Raw genomic sequence first — 15875 nt, forward strand, 5'->3', positions numbered from 1 at the left:
CGCCATGAACCTGCCCCTCCCGCTGGCGCGCCACCTCCCCGTCCAGGGGGCCGCCATCCGCCTGCTGCGTCTCCTTCGTCTAGCCGGCCCCGCAAGGCCGCTGCTCGCGGGCAGCATCATCCTGGGCCTCGTCATGCTGGTCGCGCTCGCGGCCGGCCTGCTGTATCCCGGCGATCCGCTGGACATCGTCGCCCGTCCCAATGCCTGGCCGGGCACCCTGGCCGGCTATCCGCTCGGCACCGATATGCTGGGACGGGACATCGCCGCCGGCCTGGCCCATGCAAGCCGCATTTCCCTGCTGGTTGGCGTGGCCGCCGCGCTGCTGGCCGTGTTCGTAGGCATCACCGTGGGAATCGTGGCGGGTTATTTCGGCGGCTGGGCGGATGATGTGCTGATGCGCATCACGGAGATATTCCAGACGCTGCCCAGCTTCCTGCTTGCCATCGTCCTGGTCGTCATCCTGGAACCGTCGGTGGCCAGCATCATATTCGCGATCGGCATCACGTCATGGCCGCAGATCGCGCGGCTGGCACGCGCGGAAGCCATGCGCGTGCGCAATGCCGAGTACGTCGCCGCGGCGGCCACCATCGGCCTGGGCCATGCTCGCATCCTGGCGCGCCACGTCTTGCCCAACAGCGTGCCGCTGGTCATCGTGGCCACGGCCATGCTGGTCGCGCAGGCCATCCTCACGGAAGCGTCGTTGTCCTTCCTGGGACTGGGCGACCCTGGGGTCATTTCCTGGGGCAGCATGGTTGGCGCCGGCCGCGACGCCCTGCGGACGGGCTGGTACATGACGGCGCTCCCAGGCGTGGCCATCTTCGTGACCGTCATCGGCTTCATGCTGGTGGGCAGTGGGCTGAACGACCGCCTCAACCCCCGTCTCAACTCCCGCGCCGCCGCCGCGCGCCCGACGCCCCTCCAGAAAGGAAGGTCCCGATGACCATCGCCGCGCCCGCTCCCCTGTCCGCCATCGACCTGGCCGTGCGCGAGGCGCGACTGGACCTGGCGGCTGCCCACCGCGTCGCCGTCTGGCATGATTTCGCGGAAGGCATCTACAACCATTTCACCGTCGCGGTTCCGCGGCGCGAGGACCAGTTCCTGGTGCCGGCCTTCGGCCTGCACTGGAGCGAGGTCAGGACCAGCGACCTGCTCACGGTGGACTTCGAGGGGCAGGTGGTCGACGGCGCGGGCATCCTGCAACGTTCCGCGTACTGCATCCACGCGCCCATCCACGCCGCCAACCCCAAGCATGCGGCGGTGCTGCACACCCACATGCCGCACGCCGGCGCGCTATTGCGGCTGCAGGAACCTTTCCTGCTGCCGCTGGGCCAGACCGAGGCGCTGGTGCTGGACCAGATCGCCTACGACCATGAGTACGACGGCCTGGCCCGCGACTGGGCCGAAGGCGAGCGCCTGGCGCGCATCCTGGGCGAGAAGACCATCCTCTTCATGGGCAATCACGGCGTGCTGGTCACCGGCCGCACGGTGGCGGAAGCCTACGACCGCCTGTACACCCTGGAACGCGCCGCGCGCGTGCAGCTTTATGCCTTGTGGACGGGGCGGCCACTGAAGCCGCTGTCCGCGCCGCAGCTGGAGAAAGCCCAGCGCCAGTTTCACCAGACGCCCCTGCACGACGCCGCGGCGACCCACTACAAGCCCGGCTACCAGCTGCACTTCGAGGCCCTGCGACGCCTGCTGGACCGCCGCGAGCCGGACTACCGGGACTGACCGCCGACCGCCCTGCACATGAACGCCATCACGACGCCCCTCGCCCATCTGCCGCCGCACAGCCCCCTGGTCCAGGCCACGCGCCAGCCCCTGCTGCTGGGCCTGTTCCTGCCGATACACAATGGCGGCTGGACCATGTCCACCCTGCCGCGCGACACCGACTGGACTTTCAAGTACAACGCCCGGCTGACGCAACGGGCCGAGGCCCTGGGATTCGACCTGGTATTCGGGCCCGCGCATTGGCTGGCCAAGGGCGGTTTCGGCGGTGAAACGCATTACCGCGAAACGTCGCTCGACGCCTTCATCGCCACGGCGGCGCTGGCCGGCATGACCGAGCGCATCCTGCTCGTCTCCACCGTCCACATCCTGTATGGGCCCTGGCATCCCCTGCACCTGGCGAAATTCGGCGCGACGCTGGACCACATCGCCGAAGGTCGGTGGGGGCTGAACCTGGTGACCGGCTTCCGCAAGGACGAATGGGCCATGTTCGGCCAGCAGCAGGTTCCGCACGATCAGCGATACGAGATCGCCAACGAGTTCGTCGATGTGCTGCTGCGGTTGTGGTCCTCCACCGAGAACCTTACCTACCGCGGCGATAACTGGACGCTGGAAAACGCCTACGTGACACCCAAGCCTCGCCACGGCCGTCCGGTGCTGGTCAGCGCCACCAGTTCGCCCGCCGGCATCGCCAGCGCCGTGCGACATTCGGACCTGATTTTCATCACCAGTCCCGCAGGCGCCCGCATAGACCGGGCCCTGGAGGCCTTGCCCGACATCAATGCCGCGGTCAAGCGCGGCGCGCGCGCCGTCGGACGAGATGTCCGTACCCTGATCAATCCCATGATCATCTGCCGCGACACGGAAAAAGAAGCGCGACCTGTACCAGGCCATCCTGGACCGCGCCGACGAGGGGGCCATCGAGGGCTTTTTCCATTCGCACGCCACCGGCGACAGCCGTTCGTGGCGCGGGCATGCGCGCGACGAGCGCACGGTGGGCGGCAATATCCAGTTGGTGGGCACGCCCGAACAGATCGTCGACCAGATCATCGCGCTCAAGGCCGCCGGCTGCGACGGCCTGCAGATCTGCTTTTTCGACTACGAACCCGAACTGGAATACTTTGGAGAGCGCGTGCTGCCCCTGCTGCGCCAGGCCGGATTGAGGATATGAACATGACGACCCGCTACATCGATGCCGCTCACGCGCGGCAATGGCTGCAGGACGGCGCCGAAATCGCCCTGGTCGACGTCCGCGAGGCCGGACGCTACGGCGAAGGCCATGCCCTGCTGGCCGTGAACATTCCATACAGCCGACTGGAGTTGGATATCGGGACGCTGATTCCCCGACTTGCCACACGCATCGTCCTGATTGCTGAAAACGACCGATTGGCCGAACGCGCCGCACTATCCCTGGCGCAGCTTGGGTATAGCCAGGTCACGGCGCTGCGCGGCGGCGTCGACGCCTGGGACGAGCCCTTGTTCCAGGGCGTGAACGTACCTAGCAAAGCCTTCGCCGAATATGTCGAGCACGGTTTCCACACGCCCGATATCAGCGCGGAGGAGTTGCATCGCCTGCAAGGGCAGGACGCCAATCTCATCCTGTTGGACAGCCGCACGGTCGAGGAGCACCGCCGTTTCCACGTGCCAGGCGCCATCGCCTGCCCCGGCAGCGAACTGGTGCCGCGATTCGCCGACCTGGTGCCGGACCCCGAGACCCTGGTGGTGATCAGTTGCGCCGGGCGCACCCGCGGCGTCATGGGCGCGCAGACCCTGCTGTCCGCCGGCGTGCCGAACCGCGTCGTCGCCCTGCGCGGCGGCACGCAGGGGTGGCGCCTGGCCGGACTGGCGCTTGAGACCGGGCCGGCGCGGGAGTCCGCCCCGGCCAGTCCGGCCTCGCGCCTGCGCGCCCAGCCCGCCGCGCGCGACCTGGCAAGTCGTCATGGCATTCCCGCCATCGATGCGCGCACGCTGGCCGCCTGGCAGGACGATCCCTCGCGCACCACCTATGTGTTCGACGTGCGTACCCGCGAAGAATATGCCGCCGGGCATCATCCCGGCGCGTCCTTCGTGCAAGGCGTGCAATTGATCCAGCGCCTGGACGAAGCGGCCGCCGTCCGCGGTGCGCGGCTGGTCCTTGCCGATGACGACGGCATCCGCGCCACACTGACGGCGTACTGGCTAAAGCAATTGGGATGGGAAGTCGCCGTCCTGGCGCGCGACGCCGGGACGCTGGTGGCCGAAGGCGAACGCGGCCATCCCGCGCCGGCGCGTCCGGCCTTGCCGGCGGTGGAAGCCGTGGATCCGGCGGCGGCCGCCGCCGCGATCCAGCGCGGCGCCTTGTTGCTGGATACCAGCGACAGCGCGGGCTTCCTGCGCGCGCATCCGCAAGGCGCGCGCTGGATAAACCGCTCACGGCTGGACGACGACGAGGCGCGCCGCGCCGGCCACGTCATCGTCACGGGAGACGATGCCGGCGTGGCACACCTGGTCGCGCTGGACCTGCGCGAGCACGCGCGGGTGTCCCTGCTGCGCGGGGGACTGGAAGCATGGCGTGCAGCAGGACTGCCAGTGGCAAGCGCGCAAGCCTTGCCACCTGGCGTGGAACGCATCGATTTCCTGGCGTGGCTGCACGATCGCCACGAAGGCAATGCCGCGTCCAGCGCCGCCTATCTCGAATGGGAAGCCGCGCTGCCCGCGCGCATCGGCGCTCCCACGGTGGCCGGTATCCGGCTTGCCGTACCGGACGCCGGCGCTGCGTAGCGCTGGCTCGCGCTGTGTAGTTGTGCCTGGTGCCGCCCTGTCTGGCGCCTGGTAGCCGCTACGTCGCACTGCCTGGCGCCAGGCAGCACGACCAGTCTATCCGGCGGCGCCCGTTACAGCACGGCCCGCCGGTATTGCGCCGGCGACAGGCCCGTGGTCCGCTTGAAGGCGTGGCTGAACGCGCTTTCGCTGGCGTAGCCCAATCCTTCCATCCAACTGCTGAAAGGCCGCGGATCATGCTTCAACGCGTGGCGGGCAAGCTGCATGCGCCAATGGGTGAGGTAGGCCATGGGCGACACGCCCGCCACGGCCTTGAAGCGTACCGCGAAGGTAGTTCGCGACATGGCGGCGGCGCGCGCCAGTTCCTCTACTTGCCAGGGCCGGCCCGGCTCATCGTGGATACAGCGCAGGGCCGGCTGCAGGCGCTCATCGGACATCGCGCGCAGCCAGCCGGGTAACAGGCTGCCCGCCCGGGCGAGGTGCAGGCGCAGCGTCTGCAAGAACAGCATCTGCGTCAATTGCTGCGTCATCAGGGCATGGCCGCTGGCGCACACGGCACGCTCTTCGATCAGCCGCTCGACCAGCCAGCGCAACATGCGCCCTTCGCTGGCATCCTGGCCCAGGTGGATCAGCGGCGGCAAGGCGGCCGCCAGCAACTGACCGCATTCGGCGTCCAGCAAGGCATGGCCGCCCAACATATGGAACGTCGATCCGTCGCCCAACGTGACGCTCGAATGCGGCGGCTTGGGCGGCACGAAGATCTCGGACGCGTCGCGCTCCGGCGCCGCCAGGTCGCCGGCCAGCAGGAAATCGTGCTGCCAGTACATGATCGCCACATCGCCCGCCCGCAGTTCCACGGCGGGCTCGTCGCGCCGCAATTGCAGCCACGCGCGGCCGTGCAATATGGCAAAGAACTTGAGCCCTTCCGGCCGGGGCATGCGGATGGCCCAACTGCCGCCCGCACGCAGTTCGCCCGAATACGTGGGCCGGGCGGCCGCCAGCCGGATCAGGTCGGAAAGCGGGTCGCCGGGAATTTCTGAACGATCGAGCATGAATATCGAACTGGGCAGCATTAATCGTTCGAGGACTTTAGCGCAAACTCTCGGGGCACTCCAGCCTTCCCTCTTCCCCAGGAGTCCATCCATGCTGCAACAAGTGACCCCTATCCAAAAACCCCTGCCCTCCGGCTTCACGGCCGCCGCCACCGCCGAGGACGTCATCGCCGGCATCGACCTGGCCGGCCGCATCGCCATCGTCACGGGCGGCTACTCCGGCCTGGGCCAGGAGGCGGCCCGCGTCCTCGCCCAGGCCGGCGCGCGCGTGATCGTGCCCGCCCGCGACCAAGCGAAGGCGCGCCAACGGCTGTCCAGCATTGCGGGCATCGAAGTCTGGCCCATGGACCTGGCCGATGCCCGCACGATAGACCGCTTCGCCGAACGCTTCCTGGCCGAGCGCCGGCCGCTCGACATCCTGATGCTCAGCGCCGGCATCATGGCCCTGCCCGAGCTGCAACGCGATGCGCGCGGGCTGGAAATGCAGTTCGCCATCAACCACATCGGCCATTTCGCCCTGACGGGCAGATTGTGGCAGGCGCTGTCCGCCGCGGACAACGCGCGTGTCGTCGCCCTGTCCTCGCGCGGGCACCGGTACTCGCCCATCCGCTTCGACGACCTGGCGTTCGCCCGCTGCGCCTACGACCGCTGGGCCGCCTACGGGCAATCCAAGACCGCCAACGCCCTGTTCGCCCTGGAGCTGGACCGTCGCGGCCGCGACGCGGGCGTGCGCGCCTTCTCGGTGCACCCGGGCGGGATCGTGACCAATCTGGCGCAACACCTGACCCAGGAGGAACTGCGCGACTTCGGCGCCCTGGACGCCGAAGGCCGGCCGGTGATCGATCCCGGCAAGGGGTGGAAATCCGTGGCGCAGGGCGCCGCCACCCAGGTCTGGTGCGCCGTCCACCCGCAACTCGACGGCCTGGGCGGCCTGTATTGCGAGGACGTCGACGTGGCCGGCCCGGCGGATGGCGACCTCGCCAACCTGGATCCCGGGGCCCCAGGACGGGGCGTGGCCGAGCACGCCACGGACCCCGTGGCCGCAACGCGGCTGTGGGTGGTCAGCGAGGCCTTGACCGGGTTGCGGTTCCCGGTTTCAAGATAGATAGCAGCAGGAGCGCGCCCCGCGAACCAACCTGTCCCTTCTTAATTGGGGGAAACGCGCGCTCCACTGTCGTGCGCCGCCGTGCTAGTCTTCAAGGACCACGCCACTCCATGGAGACGGATCGCCAGACATTGCCCACATCCCGCACGCTCGACCCTCAATGGGCTCTGATGAGCCTCCCTTAGTCCAGCGAGACCTTCATCTACTCGGTGCATGGCATCAGTCCGATGTTCTGGATGTGGCAATAACCCTCATGCATGGGGATGCCGGTCCGCGTTACATAAGGCAAATCATCCATGGAGACGATCGACATTCAAGGCCCCACGCATGTCGCTACCATAGACGTCGGCGCGTTGGTGGGCCCCAGCGATACCATCCTGTTGCGCATCAGCCGGTCGGAGAACGGCGCCGAGGCGAAGGAAGACTCGAGCGAGGTATTCCTGCTCAGCCACGACCAGGTCGAGGACCTCGTTACAAAGCTACGGAAGTCGCTGCGTTGGATAGATGAGAAGCCTTATGAGCGTTTTCACTAGTTTTTGGCCTCGATTCGGTCCAAATCGCGAATAAAACTTGACTCGCCGCGGGCTCACCCCCATAGTTAGCCCAGATTTTCAAGTGCCCTGATATTGTTCCTCCGCGTATGAGCAAGTGATACGCACATTTGTCCATGTTCTTGCCTTGATCATCTCCTCCCGGACGCACGTCCGTAACTCATCAAGGTACCGCAATTCATGGAAACCGGAATCGTCAAGTGGTTTAACTCGGAAAAGGGTTTTGGCTTCATTACCCCCGAAAAGGGCGGCAATGACCTGTTCGCCCATTTCTCGGAAATCCAATCCGACGGCTACAAGTCGCTGCAAGAAAACCAGCGCGTCAGCTATGTGCCCGCCATGGGCCAGAAAGGCCCCCAGGCCACCAAGATCACCCCGCTGTAAGCCTCTGGGCTGACCGCGACGGTTGATGAAAAAGCCCTCTTAGGAGGGCTTTTTTACGTTTGCACCTTCGCGGGCAAAAGCACGGCCCGCTGGCTATACTGCCCGGACCCTAATTTTCGGAGCGCCGCCGTGGACCTGATGCAGGCCATGAAGACCTACGTCGCCGTGGTCGAAAGCGGCGGTTTCACCCCGGCGGCCCGCAAGCTGGACATCTCGCTTTCGGTGGTCAGCCGGCTGGTCACGGAGCTGGAAACCCATCTGGGCGTCCGCCTGCTGACCCGCACGACGCGCGTCGTGCGCCCGACCGACACCGGGGCGGCGTATTTCGAGAACTGCAAGCGCATCCTGGCTGAAATCGAAGAAGCCGAACTGGCCGCGGCCGGCACGCACGCAACGCCCCGGGGCCAGTTGGTGGTGACCGCGCCGGTCCTGTTCGGCGCCCGCCATGTCACGCCCATCGTGGTCGAATACCTGGGACGGTACCCTGAAGTAGATGTCCATTGCCTGCTGCTGGACCGCAACGTCAACCTGGTCGAAGAAGGGGTGGATGTCGGCGTGCGCATAGGCGAGCTGCCCGGCTCTCCCTTGCAGGCCATCCCCGTCGGCCGTGTGCGGCGGGTCGTCTGCGCCGCGCCGTCCTATCTGAAAACGCACGGCCTGCCCCGCACGCCGGAAGAGCTGGCCGGCCACACGCTGATACAGGTGACAGGCATCACCACCCTCGCCGAATGGCGTTTTTCGCACCAGGGCACTGTTCTTCCCTACCGCTACGCTCCCCGCCTGGCCACGAGCACCAATGATTCGGCCATCGCGGCGGCGGTGGCGGGCCTGGGCCTGGCGCGGGTGCTTTCGTACCAGGTCGCCGACGAGTTGCGGGACGGCAAGCTGCGGGTCGTCCTGGCCGACTACGAACCGCCGCCGGTTCCCATCCACGTCATCCATCGGGAAGGCCGCCATGCCATGCGCAAGGTGCGCGCTTTCCTGGATCTGGCGATAGATCGCTTGCGGGCCGATCAATCCCTCAACGGATAAAAACCCCGCGGCGGGCCTCTCGCAGGCGATTTTTTCTCGATTCTTCTTGTCTCAAGAATAATATCTTGCGACACAGGCCATTTTTCCCACGAGCAGCCACTCCTAAGATGCGTTTTCGCACGCCATTATGTGTAAAACGCAAAATATAGGACAGCCGCCATGAAACTCTACCGCCACCCGCTATCCGGTCATTGCCACCGCGTCGACCTGTTCCTGTCGCTACTTGGACTGCCCTGTGCACGGGTCGACGTGGACCTGGCCAGCCGGGCCCACAAGCAGCCCGAGTTCCTGAAGCTCAATCCCTTCGGCCAGGTTCCGGTGCTGATCGACGACGACACCGTCATCCCGGATTCCAACGCCATCCTGGTGTACCTGGCCAAGAAACACGGCAGGACGGACTGGCTGTCCGAGACGCCGAAGGAAGCCGCCGCCGTGCAGCGCTGGCTGTCGGTCGCGGCCGGCGACATCGCCTTTGGTCCGGCCACTGCCCGCCTGGTCACCGTCTTCGGTGCGCGGGTCGATGCCGAGGTGGCGATCGCCCGCGCCCACGTCGTCCTGAAGCGGATGGACGACGCCCTGGCCGAGGGCGCGTGGATCGCCGGTTCGCGCCCGACCATCGCGGATGTGGCCCTGTACAGCTACACGGCGCGCGCGCCCGAAGGCTACGTGGACCTGAAGGACTATCCCAACGTACGCGGTTGGCTGGCAAGAATGGAAGCCCTGCCCGGGTTCGTGGAATTCCCGCGCACCGCGGTCGGCCTGGCGGCCTGAGCGCAGCGGCGCTTCCCGCCTCTTCCCGTCAAGGAGCTCATATGTCCTCCCTGCCCTGGCACGCCGGCGAACTGGCCTTGCAAGCCCGCGCCGGCGCGATGGAAAAAATGGACGGCGTGGGACGTCGCTTCATCCGCGACCACATGCCGGACCAGCATCGAGAATTCTTCGCGCAACTGCCTTTTGTCGTGCTGGGAACGGTCGCGCGGGATGGCACGCCCTGGGCCACATTGCGGGCGGGGCCGCCGGGTTTCCTGGCGTCTCCCGACCCGCGGCGCCTGTGCGTCGCGCTGGCGCAAGTCAGCGCCGACCCCGCGGATGAAGGGCTAGCCGACGGTTGCGCGGTCGGCCTGCTGGGCGTGGACCTGGCCACCCGCCGGCGCAATCGCCTCAACGGCGTGCTGCGCCACGCGGGCGGCAAGCCGGCCCATATCGACGTGGCGCAGAGCTTCGGCAATTGCCCGCGTTATATCCATCAGCGCAACCTGGCGTACACCCGCGATCCTTGGGAAGAGGCAGGGTCCCCGTCCCAAATGCTGGACGCCCTCGATGCGGCCGCCCTGGCCTTGATTTCCAGGTCCGCGACATTCTTCGTGGCGTCCTACGCGGACCTGCCTGGACAGGGCCGCCAGGTCGACGTGTCCCATCGCGGCGGCAAGCCGGGCTTCGTCCGCCTGGACAAGGATGGCGGCATGACGATCCCGGATTTCAACGGCAATCTCTTCTTCAATACGCTGGGCAATTTCATGCTCAATCCGCGGGCCGGCGTCACCTTCGTCGACTTCGCGACGGGCGGCCTGCTGCAGATGACGGGCCGCGTGGACGTCATCGTCGACGACCCGGCAATTGCCGCCTTCCAGGGCGCGGAACGGTTGTGGCGCTTCTTCCCTGAACGCATCGTACGCCGGCCGCAGGCCCTACCCTTGCGCTGGTCGGACGACGCAGCCGGGACATCGCCGCATGCCCTGCTCACCGGCGACTGGGAATAAGGCCCGCCTTGCCTACAGTGCGGGCGCCAAGGCCTCGACCGCCGCGTGTCGCGCGGGTCGCGACGGGTCCTCGGCGGGCAGCATGTCTTCCGTGGCCCTGAGCACCTGGACCGCTTCGTCGCGCGACACGCCGACCGTGGTCAGGAAATGGATCAGCATCGATGCCAGGCAGGCTATGTCATAGGAATCGCTCTTCATGGTCAGCTCCCTCGCGGTATATGCCTTACTGTTGCCGCCTATGCTGCCGCCCGTGTTGATCCACATCAAGTCCGCCAGCATGACGGCGGCTTGCGCCTGCCCGCAAAGGCCCTCGGCTTGCCGCGACACGGGGTGGCCGCTATCATCGGCCGGGTAATGTCCGGGGATGGACCAGCAAGCGCGAGTTCCGGTCCCGCTCCCCCTGCGCTCCAGTGCAAGGCAACCGGGAGAGACGGGGATGAACTCAGCTCAGCAAGTGGGTATGGATGGCACACCCTGGCATGCGCTGCCGGCCGACGAGGTCGAACGCCAGTTGAAGGTCGATCCCACGCAGGGCCTCGATGGCGCGGACGCCGCCCAGCGCCTGGGCGCCTGCGGTCCCAACCGGCTTCCGCAAGGCAAGAAAAAAGGCCCCGTCGCCCGCTTTCTCGGCCAGTTCAACAATATCCTCATCTACGTACTGCTGGTCTCGGGCTTCATCAAGCTGATGTTGAGCCTGTGGCTGGACGCCTCCATCATCTTCGCCGTCGTCATCCTCAATTCCCTGCTGGGCTTCGTGCAGGAAGGCCGCGCGGAGAAGGCGCTGGACTCGATCCGCAACATGCTGTCCGCGCAGGCGCGCGTCCTGCGCAATGGCGCGGCCCGTCTCATTCCCGCCGACGACCTGGTGCCCGGCGATATCGTCTTGCTGGAATCGGGCGACAAGATCCCCGCGGACCTGCGCCTGGTCGACGCCAGGAACCTGCGCACCGAAGAGGCCGCGCTGACGGGCGAGTCGGTCCCCGCCGAAAAGAACGCCGCCCCGGTGCCCGAGAACGCCACCGTGGGCGATCGCGAGAACATGGCCTTCTCCGGCACGCTGGTCGTGTCGGGCCGCGCGACGGGCGTGGTGGTGGCCACAGGGAGCCACACCGAGCTGGGGCGCATCAACCAGATGCTGGCCGAGGTCAATGTCCTGGAGACCCCGCTGCTGCGCCAGATCAAGAAGTTCGGCTACATCATCACCGCCGTGATCGGCGCCATCAGCGTCCTGCTCTTCGCCTGGGGCCATTGGCTGGGGCACATGACCTTCGTCCAGCTGTTCCAGGCCATCGTCGGCATCGCGGTGTCGGTGATCCCGGAAGGCCTGCCGGCGCTCATCACCATCACGCTGGCCATCGGTGTCCAGCGCATGGCGCGGCGCAATGCCATCATCCGCCGCCTGCCCGCGGTCGAGACGCTCGGGTCCGTGTCGCGGATCTGCTCGGACAAGACGGGCACGCTGACGTTGATGGAGATGATGGTCACCACCGTCGTGACGGCCGACGGCGCCTATGACGTGAGCGGCGACGGCTATGCGTCCGAAGGCGAAGTCATCCAGGACGGCATGCCAATAGCCGGCACGATCCCGGACGCGCTGAAAATGATGGGCCTGGTGTCCAACCTCTGCAATGACGCGGAACTGTTCCAGGCCGAGGGCAAGTGGAAGGTCGAAGGCGATCCCACCGAGGGCGCGCTGTACCCGTTCGCGGCCAAGCTGGGCATGGACCGTGCCACGGCCGCGGCCGCCGCGCCGCGGGTCGATGCCATCCCCTTCGAATCCGAGCACAAGTTCATGGCGACCCTGAACCGGGCAGCCGACGGCGACATGCTGCTGGTCAAGGGCGCGCCGGAAGTCATCATGGAGCACTGCGACCGGCAGCAGACGGTCCGCGGCGTCTGCCCCATCGACCGGGCGTATTTCGTGCGCGAAGGAGAACGGCTGGCCTCACAGGGCGAGCGCGTGCTGGGCCTGGCGTGGCTGCCTGATCCTGGCCTGGGCGGCCGCGCCGGTGGACTCGATCCGCGCGACTTGCCGCGCGACCTCGTGTTCCTGGGCCTCGTGGGCCTCATGGACCCGCCGCGCAAGGAAGCCATCGAAGCCGTACGCGAATGCCACGAGGGCGGCATACGGGTCACCATGATCACCGGCGACCACAAGATCACCGCGGCGGCCATCGCGCGCATGCTGGGCATCGGCGACGGCCGCACGGCCGTCGCCGGCGTCGAGATCGAAGCCATGAACGACGCGGCGCTGCAGGACTGCGTGCGGCGCATCGATGTGTTCGCCCGCGCCAGCCCGGAACACAAGCTGCGCCTGGTGAAAGCCATCCAGGCCAACGGCCAGGTGGTGGCCATGACGGGCGACGGCGTCAACGACGCTCCCGCGCTGAAAATGGCGGACATCGGCGTGGCCATGGGCATCAAGGGCACCGAGGTCACGAAGGAGGCGGCCGGCATGATCCTGGCCGACGACAACTTCGCGTCGATCTCGGCCGCGGTGAAGGAAGGCCGCACGGTCTACAACAATATCGAGAAGGCCATCCTGTTCATGCTGCCGACCAACGTCGCCCAGGGCGCCGTGATCGCCGCGGCCATCCTGTTCGGCTTCGCCCTGCCCATCACGGCGCCCCAGGTCCTGTGGGTGAATATGATCACGTCCGTGGCGTTGGGCCTGGTGATCTCATTCGAGCCGCACGAATCCGATGTGATGAGTCGGCCGCCGCGCGCCGTCGACCGGCCCATACTCAACAGCTTCGGCATCTGGCGGGTGTTGTTCGTCGGGGCGGCGCTGCTGATATATACGCTGCTGACGTTCTTCGCGATGCGCGCGCAGGGTGCGTCCGAAGCCATGGCACGCACGGCGGCGGTCAATGCCATCACCCTGGGACAGGTGTTCTACCTGCTCAATAGCCGGCACCTGATCCTGTCGTCGCTGACCCCACGCGCGCATCGAGGCAATCCGCTGCTCTGGTACGGCATACTCGCCGTGGTGGTGCTGCAACTGCTGTTCACCTACGCGCCACCCTTGCAGGCGATCTTCTCGACCGAAGCGCTGGCTACACTTGTTTGGGTCAAGCTGTTCGCGGGCGCCGTACTGTTTTTCCTTATCGTGGAAATGGAGAAAGTGGTCATACGCGCCGTACCCGCATGGCGGCGCGCCGTGACGGCGCAGCGGGAGACCGTCACGGGCGACGGCTAGGCGGAGATCCCCGGCGGCCTGGCAGGTCGAAGGGACGAGGAACAGCGCTTGCGCTGGCGCGAGCGCGTATCCCCGCTTTCCCTTCCCCTCTTCTCCTGCAGAGTCCAGCCATGCACGCCACCTCCGCGACAGACACCCCGCCCGCCTCCTATTTCCTCGACCGCAGGGCAGCCGCGCAAGCGCTATCCCTCGTCATGCCGACCATGGAAGCCGCGCTTGCCGATTCCCAATACGGAGACAGCGGCATTCTTTATATCGTCATCATGAATCCCGCGGTGCGGCCGTGGGAAGCCACGTTCGACGAAGCCATCCTGCTGGAGCACGCCATCGGCAAGCCACGCGACCAGTGGGACGCCGACTACGCCGGCTATGCCCGCGCCAAGGCGAGGACGGCGTGGCGCCTGGGCGCCGACACCCAGGCGGTGGCCACGGTGTCCCCCCATCTGCTGCGGGCCGGCGACACCGGCGTATGGGGCAGCGCGATCGTCGATGGGATAGTGGTGGCGACCAGCGGCGCCCATGCCTGCTATGACGAGGCCTTCTCGGGCGCCATCGCCTACGCGGTCCGCGCCGTCGCCAAGCAGCGCGCCCAGGCACAAGCACCCGCCATGGCGCTGCCGCAGGCATGAGATGTGCTCTGCGCCGGCCACCGGCCATGGCGGCGGGGCCTCGCGGTCCCGCCCGCGCCGGCGCGCACCCGGGCCTCGACCATAAGGCGCCGGGGCCTGCTGCCTCCCCTACTTCAGAGAAGGACGCGACCATGAAGAAACGCACACCTGCCGGCGGCTGCCGGCGACTCCGCATTGCCCGCGTCGCCGCGTCCCTGGCGACGGCCGCGCCGTTGTGGCTGGGCACTCTTTCCCAAGGCGCCTTGCCGCTCGCGGCCGGGATGGGCGCGCTCGCGGTAACGCTCGCGCCGACGGCGCGGGCCCAGGGCCTGGGCTCCGGCAAGGAAGGAGAAGGACTGCATAACGAGACCGGCCAAGGCGGTGGCGGCCTGGGCGCTTCCGGCAGCGGGCCGCAAGGCAGCGGCGCACAGGGCGACTCGCATGCCCCGTCCGGCAAGGATGCCGTCCCCCGGTCCGGCCAGGATAAGCGGGACGACAACGACGCCGTTACCAACAAGGACGTGCAGCGCTTGTACACCCCACCGCCGCAGGACCGCGGCGCGCCGGCCAGCGCCGAAAAACCGGCGCGGTGACATCGCGGGTCCGCCGCGAACCCAGCGCGGCGGTCCGATGCGCATGGGCGGCGGCACGATGGAAAAAGGTGGCGGGTATGCGGTTTGCGTAGCCCCGCCGCACCCATCCCCCTGTTTAACGAGGTAAACCAAATGGAAACGAGTCCTTCGTACACCGCCGGCGTGCCGGCAACAGGCTCCCCCGCCTCCATCGGCAAGCGCGAGTCGTTCGGGTCCGCCGTCTCCTGGGGCGCCGTCCTGGCTGGCGCTTTCGTCGCGACCGCCACCTACCTCATGCTGCTGGTGGCTGGCGCCGGCCTGGGCCTGGCGTCGTCCTCGCCCTGGAGCGGCGATGGCGCGTCGGCCAAGGCCATAGGCATAGGTGCCATCATCTGGCTGGTGGTCATCCAGATCATCTCGGCCGGCCTGGGCGGCTATATCGCCGGCCGCCTGCGGACCAAGTGGGTCGACGTCCACTCGGATGAGGTCTTCTTCCGCGACACCGCCCACGGCTTCCTGGTCTGGGCGCTGGGCGCCACCGTCAGCGCTTTCCTGATGACGGCCGGCGCGTCGTCGGCCATCAGCGGCGTGGCGAATGTCGGCGCGAGCGCCGTGTCCGGCGCCGGCGCGGCCGCCACCTCGGCCGTCACGGCCGGGGCGGCCAGCGCCGCCGGCAACGCCAACGGCGGGGGCGGCATGATGCCATCCACGCAATACTTCACCGACACGCTGTTCCGATCCGACCGTCCCGACGCGACGCAGGGCGATGCCGCCAAGGCTGAAGTGGGCCGCATCGTGGCCGCCAGCATCGCGCGCGGCAACGTCACGCCGGAAGACAAGGCCTACGTCGCGCGGGTGATCTCGGTCCAGACGGGCGTGGACCAGCCCACGGCCGAGAAGCGCATCGACGACACGATCAACCGCGCCCGGCAGGCCGCGGACCAGGCGAAGCAAAAAGCCGTCGAAGCCGCCGACGCCGCCCGCAAGGCCGCGGCCGGCTTCGCCCTGTGGGCCTTCATTTCGATGCTGATCGGCGCGTTCTCTTCCACCTACGCGGCGACGCGTGGAGGCCGTACCCGGGATTCCTGGCAATAAGATCGCCAGCGCCGGCGACACACGCGCGGATC

General features: G+C 67.4%; 15 protein-coding genes. 13 read left to right on the top strand and 2 right to left on the bottom strand.

From position 1 onward, the window contains the following. The first annotated feature begins 4 nt into the window (after window positions 1-4). Genes C7R54_RS00395 through C7R54_RS29410 form a run of 3 tightly spaced genes read left to right on the top strand, consistent with a single transcriptional unit; the run spans window position 5 to window position 4485 of the window. Entirely contained in the window at window positions 5-940 is a 936-nt protein-coding gene (locus C7R54_RS00395) for an ABC transporter permease (protein ID WP_129148224.1), read from the top strand. Beyond that, window positions 937-1728 (top strand): class II aldolase/adducin family protein, encoded by a 792-nt coding sequence (locus C7R54_RS00400; RefSeq protein ID WP_129148225.1) that lies wholly within the window; start codon window positions 937-939, stop codon window positions 1726-1728. Before C7R54_RS00395 ends, C7R54_RS00400 begins: the two co-directional genes overlap by 4 nt. Window positions 1729-1746: 18 nt before the next feature. Then, window positions 1747-4485, top strand: a complete 2739-nt coding sequence (locus tag C7R54_RS29410; protein WP_338026103.1) for an LLM class flavin-dependent oxidoreductase — start codon at window positions 1747-1749, stop codon at window positions 4483-4485. Window positions 4486-4598: 113 nt separating this feature from the next. Here C7R54_RS29410 and C7R54_RS00415 read toward each other — a convergent pair whose 3' ends face one another. Continuing rightward, window positions 4599-5537, bottom strand: coding sequence for an AraC family transcriptional regulator (locus C7R54_RS00415; protein WP_192903563.1), 939 nt, complete (start codon window positions 5535-5537; stop codon window positions 4599-4601). Between the two features lie 103 nt (window positions 5538-5640). Between C7R54_RS00415 and C7R54_RS00420 the strand changes: the two genes are divergently transcribed. The 6 genes from C7R54_RS00420 to C7R54_RS00445 all read left to right on the top strand — a co-directional run bounded on the left by C7R54_RS00420 (window position 5641) and on the right by C7R54_RS00445 (window position 10369). Further along, the gene (locus tag C7R54_RS00420) at window positions 5641-6642 is read left to right on the top strand and encodes an oxidoreductase (protein WP_192903601.1); all 1002 of its coding nucleotides are present in this window, start codon (window positions 5641-5643) and stop codon (window positions 6640-6642) included. A 296-nt stretch (window positions 6643-6938) separates the two neighbouring features. After that, the gene (locus C7R54_RS00425; protein ID WP_129148229.1) at window positions 6939-7175 is read left to right on the top strand and encodes a hypothetical protein; all 237 of its coding nucleotides are present in this window, start codon (window positions 6939-6941) and stop codon (window positions 7173-7175) included. A gap of 198 nt (window positions 7176-7373) precedes the next feature. Then, the gene (locus C7R54_RS00430; protein WP_129148230.1) at window positions 7374-7577 is read left to right on the top strand and encodes a cold-shock protein; all 204 of its coding nucleotides are present in this window, start codon (window positions 7374-7376) and stop codon (window positions 7575-7577) included. A 129-nt stretch (window positions 7578-7706) separates the two neighbouring features. Next, window positions 7707-8609, top strand: a complete 903-nt coding sequence (locus tag C7R54_RS00435; RefSeq protein WP_129148231.1) for a LysR family transcriptional regulator — start codon at window positions 7707-7709, stop codon at window positions 8607-8609. 159 nt (window positions 8610-8768) lie between these two features. After that, window positions 8769-9380: a glutathione S-transferase family protein gene (locus tag C7R54_RS00440; protein ID WP_129148232.1), complete on the top strand. Its 612-nt coding sequence runs from the start codon at window positions 8769-8771 to the stop codon at window positions 9378-9380. A gap of 41 nt (window positions 9381-9421) precedes the next feature. Further along, entirely contained in the window at window positions 9422-10369 is a 948-nt protein-coding gene (locus C7R54_RS00445) for a pyridoxamine 5'-phosphate oxidase family protein (protein WP_129148233.1), read from the top strand. Between the two features lie 12 nt (window positions 10370-10381). On the opposite strand, the gene C7R54_RS00450 is transcribed toward C7R54_RS00445, so the two are convergent. Further along, window positions 10382-10696: a hypothetical protein gene (locus C7R54_RS00450; protein ID WP_129148234.1), complete on the bottom strand. Its 315-nt coding sequence runs from the start codon at window positions 10694-10696 to the stop codon at window positions 10382-10384. Between the two features lie 109 nt (window positions 10697-10805). On the opposite strand from C7R54_RS00450, the gene C7R54_RS00455 reads away from it, so the two are divergent. The 4 genes from C7R54_RS00455 to C7R54_RS00470 all read left to right on the top strand — a co-directional run bounded on the left by C7R54_RS00455 (window position 10806) and on the right by C7R54_RS00470 (window position 15843). Next, window positions 10806-13568, top strand: coding sequence for a cation-transporting P-type ATPase (locus C7R54_RS00455; RefSeq protein ID WP_129148235.1), 2763 nt, complete (start codon window positions 10806-10808; stop codon window positions 13566-13568). A gap of 110 nt (window positions 13569-13678) precedes the next feature. Beyond that, window positions 13679-14197, top strand: coding sequence for a hypothetical protein (locus tag C7R54_RS00460; RefSeq protein ID WP_129148236.1), 519 nt, complete (start codon window positions 13679-13681; stop codon window positions 14195-14197). 131 nt (window positions 14198-14328) lie between these two features. Next, complete coding sequence (locus C7R54_RS00465) at window positions 14329-14769, top strand: hypothetical protein (RefSeq protein WP_129148237.1); 441 nt, start codon at window positions 14329-14331, stop codon at window positions 14767-14769. Between the two features lie 132 nt (window positions 14770-14901). Beyond that, window positions 14902-15843, top strand: a complete 942-nt coding sequence (locus tag C7R54_RS00470) for a hypothetical protein (RefSeq protein ID WP_240039330.1) — start codon at window positions 14902-14904, stop codon at window positions 15841-15843. Window positions 15844-15875: the final 32 nt, after the last annotated feature.

The organism is Achromobacter aloeverae (genome assembly GCF_004121055.1).
In the GTDB taxonomy this organism is placed as follows: Bacteria; Pseudomonadota; Gammaproteobacteria; order Burkholderiales; family Burkholderiaceae_B; genus Bordetella_C; species Bordetella_C aloeverae.